Consider the following 21,209-nt stretch of genomic DNA (forward strand, 5'->3'; position numbering starts at 1 on the left):
GTCCTCGTGCAGAATACGCCAATTGGTTTCTGTTCTATTCTGGCGTAAGGTCTTGTCTCGCACGGGTCAAGACGCGTTGATCAATCTCGCCTAGACGGCCACACCGATGGGGCATGTCACCCCTGTTCCGCCGATACCACAATACCCACTTGGATTTTTCTCAAGGTATTGCTGATGATACCCTTCCGCGAAATAGAAAGTGTTCGCGGGCAGAATTTCAGTGGTAATCGCGCCGTGCCCGTTGCGCCGCAAACGATGTTCATAGACCGCCATGCTGGCCTCGGCCTTTTCAGTTTGCGCAGCATTGAACGTGTATATCCCAGAGCGATACTGTGTGCCGCGATCATTGCCCTGACGCATGCCTTGCGTTGGGTTATGGCCTTCCCAGAAATGCTGAAGCAGGGTTTCATAGGAGACTTTCTTGGGGTCAAAAATGATCCGCACAACTTCATTGTGGCCCGTTTGTCCGGTGCAAACCTGTTCATACGTACAGTTTTCGGTGAAGCCACCGGAATAGCCAACCATCGTCAGGTAAACGCCCTCGATTTGCCAAAAAATCCGCTCAACGCCCCAAAAACAGCCCATGCCAAACATGGCTTCTTCCATGCCCTCCGGCACGTCAGAATTTAAGGGAATACCAGAGAGAAAATGAACATCCGCAGTGGGAACCGGTGCTACTTGTCCCGCAAGCGCACGGTCTTCTTTCACCATTGTCTCTTTTTTAGTACCAAACATGACGCGCTCCCATTTCTATTCCGTATATCGTCAATATAGGAGCGATGTAACGTAATTGCTACTCTGCCACCGCCAAGTCACGTCCAGAAAAAACCGTTTCATATCCAGGTGTGGGATGGCGCGGGATAAGCAGCGCGAGGAGGAACGAGCCGCATGCGATCCCTGCGGCCGCAAAAAACACGGCGGCCGGAGACACGACCCATAACAGGCCAAGTAGAATGGGCAAAAACACCGCCGCGATATGATTGATCGTAAAGGCAACAGCGGCCGTTGGGGCAATATCACTTGGGTCTGCGATTTTCTGGAAATAGGTTTTGAGCGCCAATTTCAACGCAAACAACATGTGATCGACCACATAAAGCACCATCGCCAAAAGCACGCCCCAATTGAAGAAATAGATACCGCCATAAGCTAAAAACACCAAAACGAGGCCTGTGTACTCAATCAAAAGCATACGCCGCTCACCAAAACGCGCAACCAACCCGCCAAACATCGGCGACAGGGCGATATTGGCGACAAGGTTAATCATATAAAGCCCCGTCACTTCGTGCACATCAAAGCCAAACCGTTCAACCAGCATGAAGCCCGCGAAAACAACAAAGATCTGCCGACGCGCACCCGCAAAAAACTCCAACGCATAATAGAGCCAATAGCGTTTGCGCAAAACGACCTCGCGGCGTTGCACCACTTTGTTCTCAAACTGCGGAAAGCCAAACATGCAATACAGGGCAATCAACGCGCAACTCCCGCCCGAGAGTAAGAACACAATGTTATAGGTGAGCGCCAACGGCTCCCACAACAGGACAATCAGCCCGTAAGCCACCAAAGTCGCCGCCGATCCAACGGCCCCAAGAATGCCCAGTATTTTTGGCGCGCGTTCCTTCGAGAGCCACTGAAGTTGCAGCGATTGATTGACCGTCTCGAAATAATGGAACCCAACAGAACTCAGAAAGGTAATCATCAGAATACCGCCAAGGCTTGGGAAATACGCCGTAACCGCTGTCGAGACTCCAAGCAGGATGAGCGAGACCATCGCCAAAACCTGCTCGCGCACAAACAGTAAGACGGCGATCACGCCAATAGCTAAAAAGCCAGGAATTTCGCGAATTGAGTGGAGCATACCGATATCGGCACCATCAAATTGAGCGACCTCGATAACGAAGTTATTTAGCAGCGCCGACCACGTCGCAAAAGCCAGTGGAAGCGCAATCGCCGTCAAAACCAAATAGGCAATGGGGCGACGCCAAACGGGAAGTTGATCCACGTCTTCGAGAGGGTAAGTTTTCATTCGATTTTCCTACGCAGAAATTTGCGCCAAGGGAAGCAATGTTTAAAAAAAGTTCTGCGGATCAATGTCGACCGAAAGGCGTAATGTGTTTGGAATCTTAAATTGCGCAATCCACTTAGTTAGCGCCTTCTGGAGCGGCACATTTTTGGGGGCTTTCACCAAAAGACGCACGCGATGGCGGCCACGAACGCGGGCAATAGGTGCCGGGGCTGGGCCGAAAACTTGCGCGCCAATGGCCCGCAATGGCCCGTCTAAACGCGCCATTTCTCCACCCAAATCAAAGACTTCCTGCACATCGATTGAGGACAAAACAATCCCCGCCATACGCCCATAGGGCGGAACGCCCGCCTCCATGCGCTCTGCCGCTTCCGCCCGCCAAAACTGTTCTTCCTCGCCTGACAGAATTGCCCGAATTACCGGATGCTCCGGCTGGAAAGTTTGCAGCAGCGCCGTGCCTTTTTTAGCCGCGCGCCCTGCCCGTCCCGACACCTGCCGCATTAACTGGAAGCTGCGTTCGGCAGCGCGCAGGTCACTGCCCTGAAGACCCAAATCCGCGTCAATGACTCCCACCAATGTAAGGTTGGGGAAGTTGTGCCCCTTGGCCACAAGCTGCGTGCCAATCACAATGTCCGCGCCCCCTTGGGCAATCGACACAATTTGCTCTTTCAATGCGCGGGCCGAACTGAACAAATCGCTCGACAATACCGCGACACGAGCGTCGGGGAAAAGTTCGGTCACTTCTTCCGCCAAGCGCTCAACTCCGGGTCCGACGGGCGCAAGTTTCCCTTCGACCTTGCAGCTCGGACATTCAATCGGCATCGGCTTTGTCTCGCCGCATTGGTGGCACACCAGACGCTTGAGAAAACGGTGCTCCACCATCCGCGCGTCGCAAAATTCGCATCCGATTTGCTCACCACAAGCCCGACACAGAGTCGTCGGCGCATAGCCACGGCGGTTGATAAAAAGCAGCGCTTGTTCACCCGCATCGACGCGGGCTTGAACAGCGGCCTTCAGAGTCGGCGAAATCCAGTGATTGCTTGCGAGCTTTTCGCTGCGCATATCAATCGCACGCATTTCGGGAAGCTGCGCCTCGCCGAACCGACTGGAAAGATCAAGGCGCTTATACTTGCCCGCTTCTGCGTTGGCCCAAGTTTCAAGACTTGGTGTGGCCGACGCTAAAACAACTTCCGCCGCGCAATATGTGGCCCGCAAAACCGCCATGTCGCGTGCCGAATACAACACGCCTTCTTCTTGCTTATAGGACGTGTCGTGCTCTTCATCGACAACGATCAACCCAAGGTCGCGGAAGGGTAAGAAGAGCGCAGATCGCGCGCCGACAACCAACTCAGCCCCGCCCGCCCCGACCATCCGCCAAACACGGCGGCGCTCGGTCATGGTAACGCCGGAATGCCACTCAGCAGGTTTCGCGCCGAACCGTTTTTCAACCCGGGTCAAAAACTCCGCCGTCAACGCGATCTCGGGCAAAAGGACCAACGCCTGCCGACCCAAACGTAAACATTCTGCGACCGCCTCAAGGTAAACCTCGGTTTTCCCCGATCCGGTTACGCCCTTTAGGAGCACCGTGGAATAAGCCCGTGCGGCAACCCCTTCGCGCAATTCAAGCGCCGCGCCATTTTGATCGCCCTCAAGCGCGACACCGCTAAAATCATGCCGCAACAGAGGAAATGACAGGTCGCGCGGCGTATCTTCTTCGCGCACCGCCCCTTGTTTTGCGAGCCCCTTCACCACGGACGACGTCACCCCCGCCATGTCGGCCAGTTCCTTGAGGGTAAAGGACATGTCGCCATAATCCTCTAGCACAGCCAACACTTTTTCACGCGCGGGCGTCATGCGGTCGGGTGTTCCAGTCCCCATGCGAAAAATTTTACGCATCGATGGCGGATCAAAAAGCCCCGGCGCGCGGGTTGCCAACCGAACCATTTGGGACAAAGGCGTTAGGGTATATTCCGCTGACCGCACGAGGAATTCGCGCATATCTTGGCCCATAGGCGGCACATCCAACACGCGACTTACACCACGGATTTTCGACGGATCAAACCGCCCTTCACCAACGCCCCAGATAACACCCAACACTTTGCGCGGCCCCAAAGGGACCTCCACAAAATCTCCCGTATTGCATCCGCCCTCTGGTGATTTATAATCCAAGAACCGATCAATCGGTTGGGTTGTCATCACGGCAACCTGCGCGCCGCGCGCAAATTCTTGCCCTTCGTCAGACGCAAAATCAGGCTCGCCACCAAAATCGGCCCCAAAGCCAAACTGATCAGACATGTTTCGCCCCCTTTTGGGGTTCCAGCAAAGTCTGAGTTGAGGTACATAGGCGCCGGATAGAGCCCAACCTAACTAGGAATACTCTCATGAAATTCTTTGTAGATACCGCAGACGTCGCCGCCATTGCCGAACTAAACGACCTTGGCATGGTAGATGGGGTTACAACAAACCCCTCCCTCATTATGAAATCCGGCCGCAATATTCTGGAAGTCACAAAAGAAATCTGCGACATGATCGACGGTCCGGTTTCAGCCGAAGTCGTTGCCCTTGAGGCCGACGAAATGATCGCTGAAGGCCGCAAACTAGCCGAGATCGCAGAAAACATCTGTGTCAAAGTTCCTCTTACTTGGGCCGGCTTGAAAACATGTAAGACGCTTAGCGATGCAGGCACCAAAGTCAATGTCACTTTGTGCTTCTCCGCCAACCAAGCCTTGCTCGCCGCCAAAGCAGGTGCGACATTCATTTCGCCCTTCATTGGTCGCTTGGATGACATCAACATCGACGGTTTGGACGTGATCGCGGACATCCGCACGATCTATGACAACTACGCGTTTGAGACCGAGATTTTGGCGGCCTCAATTCGTTCCGTCAACCACATGAAAGATTGCGCCCTTCTGGGAGCCGACGTTTGCACGGCCCCTCCCGGTGTTATCTTGAAAATGGCTGACCACGTTCTTACGGATGCAGGCCTCGCAGCTTTCATGGCTGACTGGGCGAAAACAGGTCAAAAAATCCTGTAATCCTACGAACTAAATTACAACAAACAGCCTCTGTGAAAGCAGGGGCTGTTTTGCTTTGCGCCCCTAAGCGTACATTCGCACGGAATTTCAATTCTGCTCAAAAACCTGATGCAATGAATCCCCCCCATGTTAGAAAAGATCAAGCAGGCGGTACAATTCAGCGCATTTAGACGGAAAAATCCGCGAAATGTGAAAGTACCATATAAAAACAAAAATGAGGCAGGCACTTGAGCAACGCGATTTTGCAAGAAGATCTCCGTGAAAAAATAATGACGGACCCCGAGTTTATACTTGAGGACAAAGACGTCATGCGCGCCCTTGTGGCGGCCAACGAAAAAGCCCTTGGCGGCAATATTGTGGACTTGCGCGGAATCGCGATGGACCGCTTAGAGGCCCGTCTTGACCGCCTCGAAGACACACACCGTTCCGTCATTGCAGCAGCCTATGAAAACCTCGCAGGCACCAATCAGGTGCACCGCGCAGTTCTTAAACTGTTGGACCCCACCGATTTTGAAGCCTTCCTTCAAGAACTCGGCACGGGTATCGCCGAAATCCTGCGGGTTGATGCCGTGCGCCTTGTTTTGGAAAGCGTTCAAAAAGGTGAAGATCCCGTCGTAAAGAAACTCGGCCATGTTTTAACCGTCGCTGAACCGGGCTTTGTTGACTCATACCTCAAAGCGGGCCGCCAATCCGAACCCCGCCCCGTAACTTTACGTCAATATCGCCCAGCGGATGACGAAATCTATGGTACGAGTTCTGAATATATCCGGTCCGAAGCGGCCCTTAAGTTGGACTTCGGTAATGGCCGCCTCCCAGGGTTGCTGCTTTTGGGATCAGAAGATCCACATATGTTCAAATCGGACCAAGGCACTGATCTTTTGGCGTTTTTTGCGGGTACCTTTGAACGTGCAATGGCACGTTGGTTGTCGTGACATCCGTTTCGCCAGCCGCCAGCGCTTTGCTGTCTGGGTGGCTTGAAATGAAGCAATCCGTTCAAGGATTGTCAGAGAATACGATATCAGCCTATCAAGCAGACCTCCTATGCTTTTTCGCATTTATGGGCGAACGTTTTGGTACAGACCTCGGGGCCGCCCCCCTAAAAAGGATTTCGATCCAAGATATGCGCGCGTGGCTTGCCCATGAACGAGGCCGCGGAATCGCGCCGCGCTCCCTCGCCCGCGAACTTTCCGCCGTCAAAAGTTTCTACAACTGGTTTGCAGAACGCGACGGATTTGACGCCACTGCCATCCTTGCGACCCGTGCGCCAAAATTCCAACAAAAACTACCGCGCCCAGTAGAGAAAGACGCCGCGCGCGCGCTTCTGGAAACCATCGCTTATCAAAGCGAAAAACCTTGGGTCGCTCAAAGGGATACCGCAGTTTTAACACTCCTCTATGGCTGCGGGCTGAGAATATCCGAAGCACTATCGCTCAAGGGAAGCGATTCCCCTCTTTCCACCAGTCTGCGCATTATCGGCAAGGGCGACAAAGAGCGCGTCGTCCCCGTTCTGCCCGTGGCTCAAGCTGCGCTTGCCGCCTATGTTGCGGATTGCCCCTATGATTTGACCGCGAAATCGCCACTTTTTTTCGGGGTGCGGGGTGGCGCGCTCACACCGCGCACCGTCCAAAAAGCGATGGCAGCCGCACGCATGCAGCTTGGCCTTCCAGCAAGTGCAACGCCACATGCTTTGCGTCACTCCTTCGCCACCCATCTATTAAGTGCCGGTGGTGATCTGCGTACAATCCAAGAACTTTTGGGCCACGCCTCACTTTCTACGACCCAAACTTACACGGCGGTGGACACGGCAAGATTGATGGAAGTCTATGAGCGGTCCCACCCGCGCGCCTAGCTGAAGTTTTGCCCCATTGCATGGCGGCCAAAATTGAGCCATTAAACCTCATGTCCAAAGAACTTCGCGCGTACGCCGTCCATCTCTTAACCGCTACTGGTGCGGTTTTCGCAATGCTTGCCCTATTGGCAGCGGCCGATCAGGCATGGAGCCAGATGTTCCTGTGGCTTGTCGTTGCGTTTTTCGTGGATGGGATCGATGGACCTTTGGCGCGGCACACTGACGTCAAAACAAACGCCCCCCAGATCGACGGCGTGCTCCTCGACCTCATTATCGACTACCTCACCTATGTCTTTATTCCGGCATTTGCCCTCTTTAAATCGGGTCTCCTACCGGGGTGGACAGGGTGGATTGCCATCATCGTGATCACCTTCACCAGTGCTCTGTATTTTGCTGATACGCGCATGAAAACCAAGGATAATTCCTTCTCTGGATTTCCGGGATGTTGGAATATGGTGGTCTTGGTGTTCTTCGCGGTTACCCCGAATTTTTGGGTCATGCTTGCGATTATCGTCGTGCTTGCCGTCGCAATGTTTGCACCGCTTAAGTTCATCCATCCAGTGCGCACAGAACGCTGGCGCAACCTGTCGCTTCCCATTGCTTTGGCGTGGACATGTTTTGCTGGCTGGGCTGCGTGGGTGCGCTTTGAGCCGCACGACTTTGCTCTTTGGGGGCTGATCGTCACCTCCCTCTATCTGCTGGGTGCAGGCATTGCCCAAGAGATTATTCCCGAGCGCAAGACGGCTAAATAAGCAATCCAGCCGCGCCCTCATGTATCAAAAGTTTCACTTTGGTCTCGACGGCACCCTCACCGGAAAAGCCCCCTAATCCCTGTGCCCCAAGGACACGATGGCATGGGATGATAACGGGTATGGAATTGGCGCCACAGGCGTTGCCAACCGCTTGCGCAGAGGCGCCAATATCTTTGGCTATCTCGCCATAAGTCCGCGTTTCCCCGTAGGGAATAGCGCACATCGCCGCGTTCACTTTTTGCTGAAAAGCGCTGCCTGAAGGGCGCAAAGGAAGGTCAAATCCCGCCTTTCCCCCCTCGAAATATGCAGAAAGCTGATCTGCCGCGCGCTTTGAAACATCTGTACTCGGCGCGGGAGCTTGGCTGTGCCACGTCAAACGAATGATCGCGCCCTCGTCCTCAATAAGTCCAAAGGTACCCATGGAAGTAAGGACACTGGATTCGATCATGGCTTCGCCCCCAAAAGAATTTGCCCGCCACAGTTTCCTGCGGCGGGCAAATTTAACTAGCTCAGTGCCGCATCGCAACGGCCACAAACACCTTCGTGCTTGTGCTTCCCAACATCAGGAAGCGTTTTCCAACACCGTTGGCATTTCACACCCTCGGCAAGTTCAAACACAACGCCAACACCTTCGATTTCGGGAAGGCGGAAGGCCTCGTCTGGCAGCGGATCATTGGTCAACGACACCGCCGACGTGATGCAAATGTCCTCAAACGGCAACTCTTGAAGCGCCTTCAAAACTTTGGCGTCCCGAACGTGAACCGTGGGAGCGGCTTCAAGACTCGCGCCAATCACTTTGTCTTGCCTCTGGATTTCAAGCGCAGCAGTCACAACACGACGGGCCTTACGCACCCCGTCCCATTTGGCCGCCAATGGCTCGTTCAACCAATCCGCAGGTGTTTCGGGGAAGTCCACCAAATGCACGGAACTGTCCTCACCGGGGAAGCGTTCAAGCCAAACTTCTTCCATCGTAAAGATCAGGATCGGTGCCAGCCAAGTTGTCAGGCGATGGAACAAAATGTCCAAAACCGTCCGCGCAGCCCGACGCTGTACCGTATCGCCATCGCAATAAAGCGCGTCTTTGCGAATATCGAAATAGAACGCCGAAAGATCGAGCGTTGAAAAGGTAAAGACCGCTTGGAATACACCTTGGAAATCAAACGCCGCATATCCCTTGCGCACCTCATGGTCCAACTCGGCCAAACGGTGCAAAATTAACTGCTCCAACTCGGGCATGTCCGCGGGATCCATGCGATCCGCTTCGGTGAATTCCGCCAACGATCCCAACATATACCGCATCGTATTGCGCAAACGACGATAGCTGTCAGACACGCCTTTCAGGATCTCAGGACCGATACGTTGATCAGAGGTATAATCGACCTGAGCAACCCAAAGACGTAGGATATCAGCGCCATATTGTTGGATGATTTTTTCGGGAACGATTGTGTTGCCGATGGATTTGGACATCTTCATGCCCTTCTCGTCCAAGGTCATGCCGTGCGTGACAACGTTGCGATAAGGCGCGCGCCCATTAGTGCCGCAGCTTTGCAAAAGTGAGCTGTGGAACCAGCCGCGATGCTGGTCTGTACCCTCTAGATAAACATCTGCAATGCCATCCTCGGTACCATCTTCACGGTCCCGAAGAACGAAGGCGTGTGTAGAGCCCGAATCAAACCAAACATCAAGAATATCAAATACTTGATCGAAGTCTTCTGGGTTTTGCAAACCGCCGAGAATCCGGTCTTTGGAGCCATCAGTATACCAAGCATCCGCCCCTTCGGCCTCAAATATCTCAACAATCCGTGCGTTCACAGCAGGATCGCGCAGAAGGAAGTTCTCATCCGTTGGCAAGGCACCTTTGCGCGTGAAACACGTCAGAGGAACACCCCAAGCACGCTGCCGCGAAAGGACCCAATCAGGGCGTGACTTGATCATCGAATGTAAGCGGTTGCGACCCGATTGGGGCGTCCATTTCACATTGTCGATCTCGGTGAGGGCACGTTCGCGGATGGTTTTGCCATGCGTGTCTTTGCCGTCGCCGATCTCGCGATCAATCGCCGCAAACCACTGTGGCGTGTTGCGGAAAATGATGGGCGCTTTTGAACGCCACGAGTGCGGATAACTATGCGTGATACGGCTGCGGGCAATCAGGCCACCAGCTTCAACCAGTTTATCGATAACGGTGCTGTTTGCTTTGCCCTCTTTGCCTTTTTGATCAAAGACTTGAAGGCCCGCGAACAACGGAACATGTGGCAAGAACTGGCTTTCTTCGCCAACATTATGGGTCATGCGGTCGAGCCAATCGCGCTTAACGAAACATTCATAGTCATCAGCACCGTGGCTTGGGGCCGTGTGAACAAACCCCGTCCCAGCATCGTCCGTAACGTGATCCCCATCAATGACCGGAACGTCGTAATCCCAGAAACCATTCGCGCCTTCAAAACCGGCCAATGGATGGCTACAAGTAATGCCAGCAAGCTCGGATGCACTCACCTCACGCACACGCGTGAACTCGGTTGCGCGGGCTTTGGTCAGAACTTCAGAGGCAAGGTCGTCGGCCAAAAGATAGAGATCACCCGCCGCCGTCCAGCTTTCTTCTTCGGTGGCTTCAACGCGATACAGCCCATAGGCAATGGTCGGGTTATAGGCGATAGCCTTGTTCGACGGAATCGTCCAAGGCGTCGTGGTCCAGATAACGATACGCGCATCGGCAAGATCATCGCCCCCAGAACGTACTTTAAACGCCACCCAAATCGCATGACTTTTGTGATCGTGGTATTCGATCTCGGCTTCAGCCAACGCGGTTTTCTCAACTGGCGACCACATCACGGGTTTTGACCCTTGATAGAGCGTACCGTTCATTAGGAACTTCATGAAGTCCTCGGCGATCACGCGCTCGGCGTGGAAATCCATCGTCAGATAAGGCTTATCCCACGTTCCGGTAATGCCCAGTCGCTTGAACTCATCACGCTGAATATCAACCCATCCCTGCGCGAACTTACGACATTCGGCACGGAAGTCGTTGATTGGGACTTCGTCTTTATTTTTGCCCTTTTGGCGATATTGCTCTTCGATCTTCCACTCAATCGGAAGTCCGTGGCAATCCCAACCGGGAATATAGCGCGCATCAAAGCCCATCATCTGGTGGCTGCGCACGATCACATCTTTGATCGTTTTGTTCAACGCGTGGCCGATATGCAGGTGGCCATTGGCATAGGGAGGGCCATCGTGGAGCGTAAAAGGCGTACGACCCTTTTTCTCGCGCAACTGGCTGTAAACGTTCAGTTTCGCCCATTTCTCAAGCCATTCCGGCTCGCGTTTGGGCAGGCCTGCACGCATTGGAAAATCGGTTTTGGGCAGGTTCAATGTAGATTTGTAGTTCAGAGTCTCGGGCGTATCGGCGCACATATCTGCGGTCCTTAAACGGGGAATTTGAATTCAATGGGCGGCGCGCATTGCAGGCGCCTTGTCCCGGCGGCTCATCGTCAGAGCGCCGGGCAAATAATTCGTATAAGGGGCAAGTAAAACATCCTCATACGGCCTTATAGTGCGACGTTCCAACGGGGTCTAGTGCAATGGGAACCTCTCGTCTCCCTGCGACATTTACGTGGTTGCGTGCACCCCTCAAAGGCGTATCACCAATGCGAAAGGATACCACATGGCTTCCAAGCTCGCCCGTTTTGACATAACCCCAGACGAGATTGCCCGCGTGGTAGCCGCGTTCTATTTCCGCATTCGTGCGGATGACATTTTGGGGCCGATTTTTATCGGCCGCTTAGGAAATTCCACCGAGGTTTGGCGCCCCCACGAAGCAAAAATCGCCGCGTTCTGGAGCAATGCAATTCTGTTTGATCGCGCGTATTCTGGTAATCCGATGCAGGTTCATATGGGCGTGCCAGAAATCAAACCAGAACATTTTGCTCTTTGGTTGGAGCTTTTTGACAACGTCTTGGAAAAAGAATTGAAGCCGGAAACCGCACAGGCTTTTTCCGCCCTCGCCCACCGAATTGGTCGCGGATTGCGCATGGGCGTCCAGGCCGTCAGACAACCAAAAGACGGGCCTCCGATCTTTTAGCTGCCTGTTGTGTCGCCATTTTTTTTCCCGGGAAACAAGCCAGCCATAGCCCGCTGAACCAGCGTCGTAACGCGTGGACGCTTCTGCGTGACAAAGGGCATTGGCCGGCAAACCTCAAGAGCGGCAACGCCCACGCGGGCCGTAAGTGCGCCATTAATGATGCCTTCCCCAAATCGGCGCGACACTTTTGACATCACGCCCCCACCTGCAATCGATCCGATCAAGTCATCTCCAACGGCCACCGCCCCCGTCGCAACAAGGTGGCTTAAAACCACTTTGGTTAACCGCCACGATCCAAGCGTTCCCGCACGGCCACCGTATATTTCTGCAATCCGTCGGATCATGCGCATATTCATCGTTAACGCGGCGATGACGTCCGCAAAAGCCATCGGCACAAAGGCCGTCACGGTCGCAACTTGGCGGGCTGCAGACTGAATTTCCAAAATAGCCTCGGCATCCAAAGGAGCCAGAATTTTGTTCTCGGCCAACGACATAAGGTCAGTGGCATCAAACTGATCCTCCGCGCGTTCATGAAAGGCCGCGAGTCCCCATTCCGCGTCGTGGCGGTTTTTATAGAGTTTTTGCAATTTCCCCGCAAAATGCTTCGCGCGACCGATGTCATGCGAGGCCTGCACTTCAGCCGCCTCTTTTTGCAACGAATCAATCCGCCCCAGTCGCAAAAAACCAGCCATTTCGCGCAGGATGACCGCGCACAAAACAGCTGAAAATGCCAAAGTGATCGCAAGCACCGCACCGCCAAGAACTTCATTTCGTGCCAATAAACTCGTGATAAAGTCCCAAACAGCCACCGAAACAAACGCGCCAAGAAGTGCGGCCAGCAATCCCCAGAACAGCGAGCCAATGCGGGAGCGCGGACGTGTGGCAAACCGTGCAGCGCGCTGCATTGTGGCCTCGGAAGTTTCCAATATTATCGGCGCATCGGCGGGAGAAAGAACCTCCTCAACGTCCAGTTCAACGAGGACAGGCTTATCATCTGAGGTCAAAACTGATCTCCAATCAAAAATTCAACGGCCTTGTCGAGGCGGATATGTGGCAAACCTTCGCCTGATTTTAACTCAAGAATTGCGGGGTCAAATTGCTGATTTTGAATGGTAAACCCACCCCAATCGGCCTGCCCTATTTGCGCCGCCGAAAGGATGCGTGCCGGATCTTTGGGCAGCGCCCCTGCATAAAACGCAACGGGCTTTGCGTTCTGCGCAATCCGCCCCTGCACACACTCAAGCTTACGCCCTTCATGGCTCAACATGGTCTCGGTCGTGGTTCGTAACGCCGCAATCGCCATTGCCTGTGTTTTGGCCCCCGCGAAATCCGCGCGGGACTTTGCGTGGGCCAAAAGCGCCTGCGTAATCCCAGCAAGTTGCGGATGCTGACTCTGGTGCAAATGGTCCGATTTTGTTGCAGCGAAAAGTATCTTTTCCACCCGTTTTCCAGCCAAAAGACCGCTCAGCCACGCGTTTTTCCCCGGCCTAAAGCCTGCCAAAATATCCGCCATAGTTTGTTGCAAATCATCGACGGCCTTAGGCCCCCGATGAAGCGCCGCAAGCACATCAACGAGAACAACTTGGCGATCGATCCGCGCAAAATGGTTCCGAAAGAACGGCCTCACCACTTCGGAACGATAGGCATCATAGCGTCGTTCCATTTCACGCCACAACGATCCCCGCGGTGGTCGAACAACGGGAAGCAGTGGGAAAAATGTCAAAACCGGCGAGCCTTCAAGTTCCCCTGGCAAAACAATCCTCCCCGGCGCGCCACTACTCATGCCCTCGTCGTGCGCAGAACGAGCAAACCGAGCGTAGTCCGCCGCATGCGCCTGTAAGGTGACTTCATCCATGGGTTTCGCCCCATCAACCTGTTCAAGCCGATAAGAAACCTGCGCCCCGATATCCTGTGCCCCCATTCGACTAAGGGCATCCGCCGACCATTCCCGATAGGATTTTCCCATCAGGCCAAGATCGAGAAGCCACTCGCCCGGATAATCTACAATATCAAGGTGGAACGTCTTCACGCCCCGTAATCCCCCAACAAACCTGCGGGATTTACGCGGAACGAGAGGCGCAACTCGCTAACATTTCGTGTATTTTCCGGCCATTTAGGGGTGTCGCCCGTGAGGGACGCGAGGTGCTTTTCATACGGAAACCGTGCGATTGTATCGTCAGGCTGCGGCTGCAAATAGACCGTTTGCAAACGCCCGTTGTTTGCGGCGCTAAATTGCGGCATGCGCCCGCGCTCAAGCAAGTTTGAAACCAGCGACGTAATAAATACGCTTTTCCCCGCGCGACTAAGGCCCGTCACACCCAACCTCACAGTTGGTTCAAACAATGCCTCATTCACGCGTGAGCCAAGGCTTTCGACATCACGTAAAACGCTATCGGTAAAATCTGCTAAACCCAATTCATGCCCTCAAATTACTTGCCATACACTTAATCCCTTATAGGTTATATTCCTAGGGGCCGTGCCAAAAACACGTTCCTGTTGCCATTGTCATCGCAAGAATGTATCGCGGGGGATGCCTCGTTTTGCACTAAAAATCGAATATCAAGGGACACCGTTTTACGGGTGGCAGCGGCAAAAGACGCTCCCTTCCGTACAGCAGGCCATTGAAGATGCTCTTCTGAAAATCGACCCGACCAATAAAGGGATTGCGGCCGCAGGGCGCACCGATGCGGGCGTTCATGCGACCGGCCAAGTCGCGCATTGCGATCTCGCGCGCCATTGGGATTCCTTTCGATTGGCCGAGGCGTTGAATTACCACCTCAAGCCCAACCCGATTGCGATTGTAAACGCGGCCCCCGTTGCGGATAATTTCCACGCGCGATTTTGGGCGCTAGAACGGCGGTACATGTACCGTCTTATTTCACGCCGAGCCCCTCTGACGTTTGAAGCAGGAAGAATCTGGCGCGTGCCCCACCTCTTGAGTCGGGACGCGATGCAAGAAGGCGCGAATTACCTGCTCGGAAAACATGATTTCACGACCTTTCGCTCAACCCTTTGCCAAGCCCCTTCCCCCGTTCGCACCCTCGATGAATTGACCGTCGAGGAAATCCCTTTGGCGGACGGCACCGAGTTCCGCTTTCACGTTCGTGCACGCGCATTTTTACACAATCAGGTACGCAGCTTTGTCGGCACGTTAGAGCGCGTCGGCGGCGGAAGTTGGGCCCCTATTGATGTGAAAACCGCACTCGAAACCCGCAGAAGAGACGTTTGTGGGCCTGTCGCCCCCTCGCAAGGTCTATATTTGCGAGAAGTGTGCTATGAAACTGACCCCTTTGCGGGCCACACTGCAGGCGAATCAAACGAGGGAACCCCATGAAACTTTTTGTCGGCCTTGGAAATCCCGGTGCGAAATACGCGCAAAATCGCCATAACATCGGTTTTATGGCGCTGAATGCAATCGCGTCGGATCACGGTTTTGCGCCATGGAAAAGTAAGTTTCAAGGCTCTGTGAGCGAAGGTAAATTGGGGAGCGAAAAGATCATCCTCCTCAAGCCCGAAACCTTCATGAACCTGTCGGGCCAATCCGTCGGCGAAGCCATGCGTTTTTACAAACTCACGCCAGACGACGTGATCGTTTTTCACGACGAGCTCGATCTTGTGCCAGGAAAAATTCGGGTAAAACAAGGCGGAGGACATGCGGGCCACAATGGTTTGCGCTCAATGCATCAACATATCGGCGATACATATGGACGGGTTCGCATGGGCATCGGCCACCCGGGTCACAAGGATCGTGTCGCGGGATATGTTTTGCATGATTTCGCAAAGTCGGAGCAAAACTGGCTCGAGGATGTACTGCGCGGAGTTTGCGATGGGGCCGTTGATCTTGCCAAAGGGGATAGTGGACGTTTTATGAACGCTGTCGCCCTGCGCGTTCAAGCGCCCCGCGAGACGGAAGCGAAGCCTGCGAACAAGCCGCAAAAGACAGCCCCCAAAGAAAAACCCGAGGTGAAAGATACACGCTCGGGTCTTCAAAAACTCGCCGATAGATTCCGCAGCTAGGCTTAGTCTGCGTCGCTCATATCAAAACCGAGCGCCTTGGCCACAGTGAAGATATCCTTGTCGCCACGGCCACACATGTTCATCACGATGATGTGGTCTTTTGGCAAATTCGGCGCGATTTTCATGACATGCGCGAGGGCGTGGGAGGGTTCCAAGGCCGGAATGATCCCTTCTTGCGTACAGCAATATTGGAACGCTTCGAGCGCTTCCTTGTCTGTAATCGCGACATATTTGGCGCGGCCAATCTCATGCAACCAGCTATGCTCTGGGCCAATTCCGGGATAATCAAGCCCCGCAGAAATCGAGAAGCCCTCGAGGATTTGGCCATCGTCATCCTGAAGCAAATAGGTGCGGTTGCCGTGCAAAACCCCCGGACGACCACCCGTAAGACTCGCGCAATGCTCCATTTTGTCGTTCACGCCTTTGCCGCCTGCTTCGACGCCGATGATGTTCACGCTTTCATCGTCCAAAAACGGATAGAACAAACCAATGGCGTTTGATCCTCCGCCAATAGCGGCGATCAACGTGTCTGGGAGGCGGCCTTCGCCCTCATGTTCTTGCAATTGTTCACGGGTTTCCTTGCCAATGATCGACTGAAAATCACGAACCATGGCAGGATACGGGTGAGGCCCAGCCGCCGTGCCGATACAATAAAACGTGTCGTTCACATTGGTCACCCAGTCGCGCAACGCGTCGTTCATCGCATCCTTAAGTGTGCCTCGACCCGACGTTACGGCAATAACTTCGGCTCCAAGAAGGCGCATCCGAAACACGTTCGGCGCTTGGCGTTTCACATCATGCGCGCCCATATAGACGATACATTTCAGGCCAAAACGGGCACAAACCGTCGCCGTTGCAACGCCGTGCTGCCCCGCGCCAGTCTCGGCAATAATCCGTGTTTTACCCATCCGTCTTGCGAGCAATATTTGCCCCAAAACGTTGTTAATTTTATGCGCACCCGTGTGATTAAGCTCATCCCGCTTGAGATAAATTTTCGCGCCACCAAGGTCTTCGGTCATACGTTCGGCAAAATACAGAGGGCTTGGGCGGCCAACGTAATGCTTCCACAAATCGTCCATCTGGGCCCAAAAACTTTCGTCCGTCTTTGCGCGCTCATATTCCTCCTCAAGACTGAGGATCAACGGCATCAACGTCTCGGAAACGAAACGGCCACCAAAATCGCCAAACCGCCCGTTTTCGTCTGGGCCGTTCATAAAACTATTAAAGAGATCATTCATGGTAGTGCTCCTTTTGCGCGGCTTGCACGAAGTCGGCGATCATTCCTTGGTCCTTGATTCCGGGCGAGGATTCAACCCCTGAGGAGACATCAACTTGACGTGCTCCTGTTAATTTTATCGCCTCGGCCACGTTTTCCGCCGAGAGCCCACCCGCCAACATCCAAGGCTTTACCCATCTGCGTCCAGCAAGGAGGCGCCAATCAAAAGATATCCCGTTCCCTCCCGGCAAAACCGCACCCGGTGACGGCTTCGCATCGACAAGGATTAGGTCCGCAACGGCCTCATAAGCGGCGAGTTGCTCTAGGTCGTCACGCGTTGCGACTCCAACGGCTTTTATAACTGGAAGGCCGTAGCGCGCCCGAATTTCGGTGACGCGCTCTGGTGTTTCGCGGCCATGCAGTTGCAACATATCCAAGGGGACTTTATCCGTGAGTTCATCCAGAAAACTATCGCTGGCATTAACGGTCAAGGCAACTTTCGCCACCCCAACGGGAACCTCGATTGCCAACGCCCGCGCCACATCTATCGACACGTTGCGCGGGGATTTTTCGAAAAAGACAAACCCGATATAGGTCGCGCCCGCCTCAACAGCCGTCACGATGTCCTCCGCATTGCGAAGGCCACAAATCTTAACGTTCACATCACTCGCGGATTGCGAAACGACATCTTCTGGGTTTTGAATACGGATCATGAGTAGGGTTTAACGCGTGGCGTTACTATCCTCAAGTAGAGCGAGCACATCATCTTTGTGCTCCCCCTTTTCTTCTTTCAATCGGGCAACTTCAGCCCGCAAACCGTTAAGCTCTTTGCGTGTACGGTTCGCCTCGGCACGTTGCTTAAATTCCCGAATCCATTCCCAAACGAATCCGATCAATAATCCCGCAACGATCCCGCCAAAAATGACGATAAAGAGCGGCAACTGCGCTGCATATTGAACACCGAGGAAAGCTGCGAAATCGTTTGGCAGGAGTTGAACGGAAACATCGGCGCGATTGGCGAGCGCAATTGTAACGAGCACCAGCCCGAGGGCCGCGAGAAACGCATAGCGAAAATAACGCATTGGATTACTTTCCGTTCAAACGGTCTCGGAGACGTTTGCCAGTTTTAAAGAAAGGCACGTGTTTTTCTTCGACGGCAACACTCTCGCCAGTCCGCGGGTTGCGACCCGCGCGCGCATCACGCTTCTTAACAGAGAACGCGCCGAAGCCACGCAGTTCAACGCGGTCGCCACGAGACATCGCTTCGATAATCTCTTCGAAAATCGTATTCACGATGCGCTCAACATCTCTTTGATAGAGATGTGGGTTTTCATCGGCAATCTTTTGAATCAGTTCCGAACGGATCATCCGTAGTCCCCCTCGTTGTGGTTATTTGCGCTAGCAGACAGTGTGCGCCGGTTCCCGCAACTATAGGGGTAATTTCTCGTCTGAGAAAGATTTTCCAATGGGTTGTCGGTAAAAAATCGCTCAAGTTTGCGTCCAAAGGTCCGATTTTTCTGAATTTTAACCTAGGGTTGCACGGATTTTTCGGATTTTCCCGCTCTGCAGACTTTTGAGAACCATTGATTCGCAAAAAAACGGCCCCACCAAAGTGAGGCCGTTTTAAAATCATACATCAATTGATGTGAAGATTATTCGTCGCCTTTAAGCGCCGCACCAAGGATATCACCGAGCGATGCGCCGGAGTCCGAGGAGCCATATTGCTCAACTGCTTCTTTTTCTTCTGCAATCTCACGGGCTTTGATCGACAGACCAAGGCGACGTGTTTTCGCATCAACGTTTGTTACACGAACGTCGAGCTTGTCGCTAACGCTGAAGCGCTCAGGACGTTGCTCTGCACGATCACGCGACAGGTCGGAGCGACGGATGAAGGATTTCGCGCCTTCATATTCGACTTCGATGCCGCCTTCTTCGATCGCAGTTACTTCAACAGTAATGATGGAGCCGCGTTTCACGCCTTCAACTGCACCAGAGAAGCTATCGTCGAGCGCTTTAACACTCAAGGAGATGCGTTCTTTTTCAACATCAACTTCAGTGACAACCGCTTTAACAACGTCGCCCTTAACGAAGTCGCCAATAACGTCTTCGCCACGGCCTTCCCATGTCAAATCTGACAGGTGAACCATGCCGTCGATGTCGCCTTCGAGACCGATGAAGAGACCGAATTCAGTGATGTTTTTGACTTCACCTTCAACGTTTGTGCCAACAGGGAATTGCTCAGCAAAGACTTCCCATGGGTTTCGCTGTGTTTGCTTGAGGCCAAGCGAAACGCGGCGTTTTGCACTGTCGATTTCCAGAACCATAACTTCGACTTCTTGCGAAGTAGAAACGATTTTGCCCGGGTGTACGTTTTTCTTTGTCCAAGACATTTCAGAAACGTGCACAAGACCTTCAACGCCTGGCTCAAGTTCAACAAACGCGCCATAATCGGTGATGTTTGTTACGCGGCCTTTGTGGACCGACTCAAGTGGGAAGCGTTCTTCAACGAGGGACCATGGATCGTCTTGGAGCTGTTTCATGCCCAAGGAGATACGGTGTGTCTCTTTGTTGATTTTGATAACCTGAACTCTAATTGTTTCACCAATTGTCAGGATTTCGGATGGGTGGTTCACACGACGCCAAGCCATGTCAGTCACGTGAAGCAAGCCGTCTACGCCGCCAAGGTCAACAAAGGCACCGTATTCAGTGATGTTCTTAACCACACCGTCAACCGCATCGCCTTCGGCCAATTTGCCGATAACTTCTGCACGTTGTTCAGCACGTGATTCTTCAAGAATAGCGCGACGCGAAACAACGATGTTGCCACGACGACGGTCCATTTTGAGGATTTGGAACGGTTGCTTAAGACCCATCAATGGGCCCGCATCGCGAACGGGGCGCACGTCAACTTGGGAGCCGGGCAAGAAGGCCACTGCACCACCAAGGTCAACTGTGAAGCCACCTTTAACGCGGCTAAAGATTGCGCCTTCGACGCGCTCTTCGTCACCGTATGCTTTTTCGAGGCGATCCCATGCTTCTTCACGGCGAGCTTTGTCGCGCGAGATAACAGCTTCGCCTTTGGCGTTTTCAACACGGTCGAGGAAAACCTCAACAACGTCGCCAACAGCGATTTCGGGAGCTTCGCCTGGATTTGCGAATTCTTTTAGGTCAACGCGGCCTTCCATTTTGTAGCCTACATCGATGATGGCTTGGCCAGATTCGATTGCGATAACTTTACCTTTGACAACGGAACCCTCTTCGGGTGTGTCAATTTCGAAGCTTTCAGCAAGAAGAGCTTCGAATTCGTCCATAGAATTTATTTGAGCCATGTGGTCTCAGTTTCCTTTACATAGTTTTTTTACGGGCCGTGCGGTTGTCTCCGCCGGTCTTTGGATTACGAATTGGCCGATGCGACGGGTCACCCAACAAAAATAGGCCGGAGTAAATTACCCGACCCTGTATATTCTGCTGCGTGGCGATTCCGCCTTATCGACACGCGCTATATAGAAGCATTTCTGCCCGCAGGCAAGGGCTTCGCACATATCAGGGCGCAATTACGCCTGTGTCTGGAGTGCCGCTTCTATGGCCGCCACCGCCCGCGCAGTCGCGGCCTCAATGGTCAAATCACTGGTATCGATCAAAACGGCATCCAAGGCCGCGACCAACGGGGCGGTTGCGCGCTCGCTATCCCGTTTATCCCGCGCGATGACGTCCGCAAGAACCTCCGACAGGCTGGTTTCTACGCCCGTTTGGGAGAATTCTTGGAACCGACGCGCGGCGCGCACTTGCGCACTTGCGGTCACAAACAATTTCACGTCTGCATCTGGGCAAATCACGGTGCCAATATCACGGCCATCCAAAACGGCCCCCCCGTCGCGCGCAGAGAAACTACGTTGAAACTCTAACAAAGCCGCCCGAACTTCGGGGATAACCGCAATTTCACTGGCCGCATGCGCAACTTCGTTGGTGCGTAGGTTTGATTGTTCTAGATCAGACACGGCGAGGGACTGCGCGGCGAAAATCGCCTCATCTCCACCAAGAACGCGCGCGCCAACGGCCCGATACAAAAGGCCCGTGTCCAGATGCGCAAAACCAAAATGCGCGGCCACAGCCTTGGAAATCGTTCCCTTCCCCGCCGCTGCGGGCCCGTCAATCGCCACCGTAAATTGCATTTTCCACCCGTATCGTTAGTTTCGCCGCTAAATTGTATTGCAGCCATTGGTATTGAAAGAAAGTGAAATGACC

19 protein-coding genes and 1 pseudogene are annotated in these 21,209 nt (G+C 53.6%); 7 read left to right on the plus strand and 13 right to left on the minus strand.

Features of this window, described 5'->3' with window-relative positions:
* Positions 1 to 90: 90 nt before the first annotated feature.
* Genes msrA through RC74_RS02710 form a run of 3 tightly spaced genes read right to left on the minus strand, consistent with a single transcriptional unit; the run spans position 91 to position 4,216 of the window.
* Entirely contained in the window at positions 91 to 735 is a 645-nt protein-coding gene (gene msrA / locus RC74_RS02700) for a peptide-methionine (S)-S-oxide reductase MsrA (RefSeq protein ID WP_039001512.1), read from the minus strand.
* A 58-nt stretch (positions 736 to 793) separates the two neighbouring features.
* A complete protein-coding gene (locus tag RC74_RS02705) occupies positions 794 to 2,023 on the minus strand; it encodes an MFS transporter (RefSeq protein ID WP_039001513.1) in 1,230 nt (409 codons plus the stop codon).
* Between the two features lie 42 nt (positions 2,024 to 2,065).
* Positions 2,066 to 4,216 carry a primosomal protein N' gene (locus RC74_RS02710; RefSeq protein ID WP_052274748.1) on the minus strand — a complete coding sequence of 717 codons (2,151 nt, stop codon included), beginning with the start codon at positions 4,214 to 4,216 and terminating at the stop codon, positions 2,066 to 2,068.
* Positions 4,217 to 4,401: 185 nt separating this feature from the next.
* Between RC74_RS02710 and fsa the strand changes: the two genes are divergently transcribed.
* The 4 genes from fsa (at position 4,402) to RC74_RS02730 (ending at position 7,656) form a co-directional block, all read left to right on the plus strand.
* Positions 4,402 to 5,055: a fructose-6-phosphate aldolase gene (fsa, locus tag RC74_RS02715; protein ID WP_039001514.1), complete on the plus strand. Its 654-nt coding sequence runs from the start codon at positions 4,402 to 4,404 to the stop codon at positions 5,053 to 5,055.
* A 269-nt stretch (positions 5,056 to 5,324) separates the two neighbouring features.
* Positions 5,325 to 5,987 carry a DUF484 family protein gene (locus RC74_RS02720; RefSeq protein WP_052274749.1) on the plus strand — a complete coding sequence of 221 codons (663 nt, stop codon included), beginning with the start codon at positions 5,325 to 5,327 and terminating at the stop codon, positions 5,985 to 5,987.
* A 47-nt stretch (positions 5,988 to 6,034) separates the two neighbouring features.
* A complete protein-coding gene (locus RC74_RS02725) occupies positions 6,035 to 6,904 on the plus strand; it encodes a tyrosine recombinase XerC (protein ID WP_179946754.1) in 870 nt (289 codons plus the stop codon).
* Positions 6,905 to 6,954: 50 nt separating this feature from the next.
* Complete coding sequence (locus RC74_RS02730) at positions 6,955 to 7,656, plus strand: CDP-alcohol phosphatidyltransferase family protein (RefSeq protein WP_039001546.1); 702 nt, start codon at positions 6,955 to 6,957, stop codon at positions 7,654 to 7,656.
* Here RC74_RS02730 and RC74_RS02735 read toward each other — a convergent pair.
* Positions 7,649 to 8,104 (minus strand): methylated-DNA--[protein]-cysteine S-methyltransferase, encoded by a 456-nt coding sequence (locus RC74_RS02735; RefSeq protein ID WP_039001516.1) that lies wholly within the window; start codon positions 8,102 to 8,104, stop codon positions 7,649 to 7,651. The genes RC74_RS02730 and RC74_RS02735 overlap by 8 nt on opposite strands.
* 56 nt (positions 8,105 to 8,160) lie before the next feature.
* Positions 8,161 to 11,064: an isoleucine--tRNA ligase gene (gene ileS / locus RC74_RS02740; RefSeq protein WP_039001517.1), complete on the minus strand. Its 2,904-nt coding sequence runs from the start codon at positions 11,062 to 11,064 to the stop codon at positions 8,161 to 8,163.
* Between the two features lie 250 nt (positions 11,065 to 11,314).
* Between ileS and RC74_RS02745 the strand changes: the two genes are divergently transcribed.
* Positions 11,315 to 11,731, plus strand: a complete 417-nt coding sequence (locus RC74_RS02745; protein ID WP_039001518.1) for a group III truncated hemoglobin — start codon at positions 11,315 to 11,317, stop codon at positions 11,729 to 11,731.
* On the opposite strand, the gene RC74_RS02750 is transcribed toward RC74_RS02745, so the two are convergent.
* On the minus strand, positions 11,728 to 12,735 hold the full coding sequence (locus tag RC74_RS02750; RefSeq protein ID WP_039001519.1) for a YcjF family protein: 1,008 nt from the start codon (positions 12,733 to 12,735) through the stop codon (positions 11,728 to 11,730). The genes RC74_RS02745 and RC74_RS02750 overlap by 4 nt on opposite strands.
* Positions 12,732 to 14,146 (minus strand): annotated as a pseudogene (locus tag RC74_RS02755) (YcjX family GTP-binding protein). The gene RC74_RS02750 and the pseudogene RC74_RS02755 overlap by 4 nt, the downstream one beginning before the upstream one ends.
* A gap of 115 nt (positions 14,147 to 14,261) precedes the next feature.
* Between RC74_RS02755 and truA the strand changes: the two are divergent.
* Entirely contained in the window at positions 14,262 to 15,065 is an 804-nt protein-coding gene (gene truA, locus RC74_RS02760; protein ID WP_052274743.1) for a tRNA pseudouridine(38-40) synthase TruA, read from the plus strand.
* A complete protein-coding gene (pth, locus tag RC74_RS02765) occupies positions 15,062 to 15,748 on the plus strand; it encodes an aminoacyl-tRNA hydrolase (RefSeq protein WP_039001521.1) in 687 nt (228 codons plus the stop codon). The genes truA and pth overlap by 4 nt, the downstream gene beginning before the upstream one ends.
* Before the next feature lie 2 nt (positions 15,749 to 15,750).
* Here the strand turns inward: pth and trpB are convergent, their stop codons facing one another.
* From trpB to RC74_RS02795, 6 genes are all read right to left on the minus strand, one after another.
* Positions 15,751 to 16,986 (minus strand): tryptophan synthase subunit beta, encoded by a 1,236-nt coding sequence (gene trpB, locus RC74_RS02770; RefSeq protein ID WP_039001522.1) that lies wholly within the window; start codon positions 16,984 to 16,986, stop codon positions 15,751 to 15,753.
* Entirely contained in the window at positions 16,979 to 17,677 is a 699-nt protein-coding gene (locus RC74_RS02775; protein ID WP_052274744.1) for a phosphoribosylanthranilate isomerase, read from the minus strand. Before RC74_RS02775 ends, trpB begins: the two co-directional genes overlap by 8 nt.
* Before the next feature lie 9 nt (positions 17,678 to 17,686).
* A complete protein-coding gene (locus RC74_RS02780) occupies positions 17,687 to 18,046 on the minus strand; it encodes a LapA family protein (protein ID WP_039001523.1) in 360 nt (119 codons plus the stop codon).
* Positions 18,047 to 18,050: 4 nt separating this feature from the next.
* On the minus strand, positions 18,051 to 18,332 hold the full coding sequence (gene ihfB, locus RC74_RS02785) for an integration host factor subunit beta (protein WP_039001524.1): 282 nt from the start codon (positions 18,330 to 18,332) through the stop codon (positions 18,051 to 18,053).
* Between the two features lie 284 nt (positions 18,333 to 18,616).
* Positions 18,617 to 20,293 (minus strand): 30S ribosomal protein S1, encoded by a 1,677-nt coding sequence (gene rpsA / locus RC74_RS02790; protein ID WP_039001525.1) that lies wholly within the window; start codon positions 20,291 to 20,293, stop codon positions 18,617 to 18,619.
* Between the two features lie 225 nt (positions 20,294 to 20,518).
* The gene (locus tag RC74_RS02795) at positions 20,519 to 21,136 is read right to left on the minus strand and encodes a (d)CMP kinase (RefSeq protein ID WP_039001526.1); all 618 of its coding nucleotides are present in this window, start codon (positions 21,134 to 21,136) and stop codon (positions 20,519 to 20,521) included.
* Positions 21,137 to 21,209 lie beyond the last annotated feature (73 nt).

The organism is Falsihalocynthiibacter arcticus (genome assembly GCF_000812665.2).
In the GTDB taxonomy this organism is placed as follows: domain Bacteria; phylum Pseudomonadota; class Alphaproteobacteria; order Rhodobacterales; family Rhodobacteraceae; genus Falsihalocynthiibacter; species Falsihalocynthiibacter arcticus.

Excerpts from the sequence above, each read along its gene's own strand:
- msrA (WP_039001512.1), bottom strand. The coding sequence starts at position 735 with ATGTTTGGTACTAAAAAAGAGACAATGGTGAAAGAAGACCGTGCGCTT.
- RC74_RS02705 (WP_039001513.1), bottom strand. The coding sequence starts at position 2,023 with ATGAAAACTTACCCTCTCGAAGACGTGGATCAACTTCCCGTTTGGCGT.
- RC74_RS02710 (WP_052274748.1), bottom strand. The coding sequence starts at position 4,216 with ATGACAACCCAACCGATTGATCGGTTCTTGGATTATAAATCACCAGAG.
- fsa (WP_039001514.1), top strand. The coding sequence starts at position 4,402 with ATGAAATTCTTTGTAGATACCGCAGACGTCGCCGCCATTGCCGAACTA.
- RC74_RS02720 (WP_052274749.1), top strand. The coding sequence starts at position 5,325 with ATGACGGACCCCGAGTTTATACTTGAGGACAAAGACGTCATGCGCGCC.
- RC74_RS02725 (WP_179946754.1), top strand. The coding sequence starts at position 6,035 with ATGAAGCAATCCGTTCAAGGATTGTCAGAGAATACGATATCAGCCTAT.
- RC74_RS02730 (WP_039001546.1), top strand. The coding sequence starts at position 6,955 with ATGTCCAAAGAACTTCGCGCGTACGCCGTCCATCTCTTAACCGCTACT.
- RC74_RS02735 (WP_039001516.1), bottom strand. The coding sequence starts at position 8,104 with ATGATCGAATCCAGTGTCCTTACTTCCATGGGTACCTTTGGACTTATT.
- ileS (WP_039001517.1), bottom strand. The coding sequence starts at position 11,064 with ATGTGCGCCGATACGCCCGAGACTCTGAACTACAAATCTACATTGAAC.
- RC74_RS02745 (WP_039001518.1), top strand. The coding sequence starts at position 11,315 with ATGGCTTCCAAGCTCGCCCGTTTTGACATAACCCCAGACGAGATTGCC.
- truA (WP_052274743.1), top strand. The coding sequence starts at position 14,262 with ATGCCTCGTTTTGCACTAAAAATCGAATATCAAGGGACACCGTTTTAC.
- pth (WP_039001521.1), top strand. The coding sequence starts at position 15,062 with ATGAAACTTTTTGTCGGCCTTGGAAATCCCGGTGCGAAATACGCGCAA.
- trpB (WP_039001522.1), bottom strand. The coding sequence starts at position 16,986 with ATGAATGATCTCTTTAATAGTTTTATGAACGGCCCAGACGAAAACGGG.
- RC74_RS02775 (WP_052274744.1), bottom strand. The coding sequence starts at position 17,677 with ATGATCCGTATTCAAAACCCAGAAGATGTCGTTTCGCAATCCGCGAGT.
- RC74_RS02780 (WP_039001523.1), bottom strand. The coding sequence starts at position 18,046 with ATGCGTTATTTTCGCTATGCGTTTCTCGCGGCCCTCGGGCTGGTGCTC.
- ihfB (WP_039001524.1), bottom strand. The coding sequence starts at position 18,332 with ATGATCCGTTCGGAACTGATTCAAAAGATTGCCGATGAAAACCCACAT.
- rpsA (WP_039001525.1), bottom strand. The coding sequence starts at position 20,293 with ATGGCTCAAATAAATTCTATGGACGAATTCGAAGCTCTTCTTGCTGAA.
- RC74_RS02795 (WP_039001526.1), bottom strand. The coding sequence starts at position 21,136 with ATGCAATTTACGGTGGCGATTGACGGGCCCGCAGCGGCGGGGAAGGGA.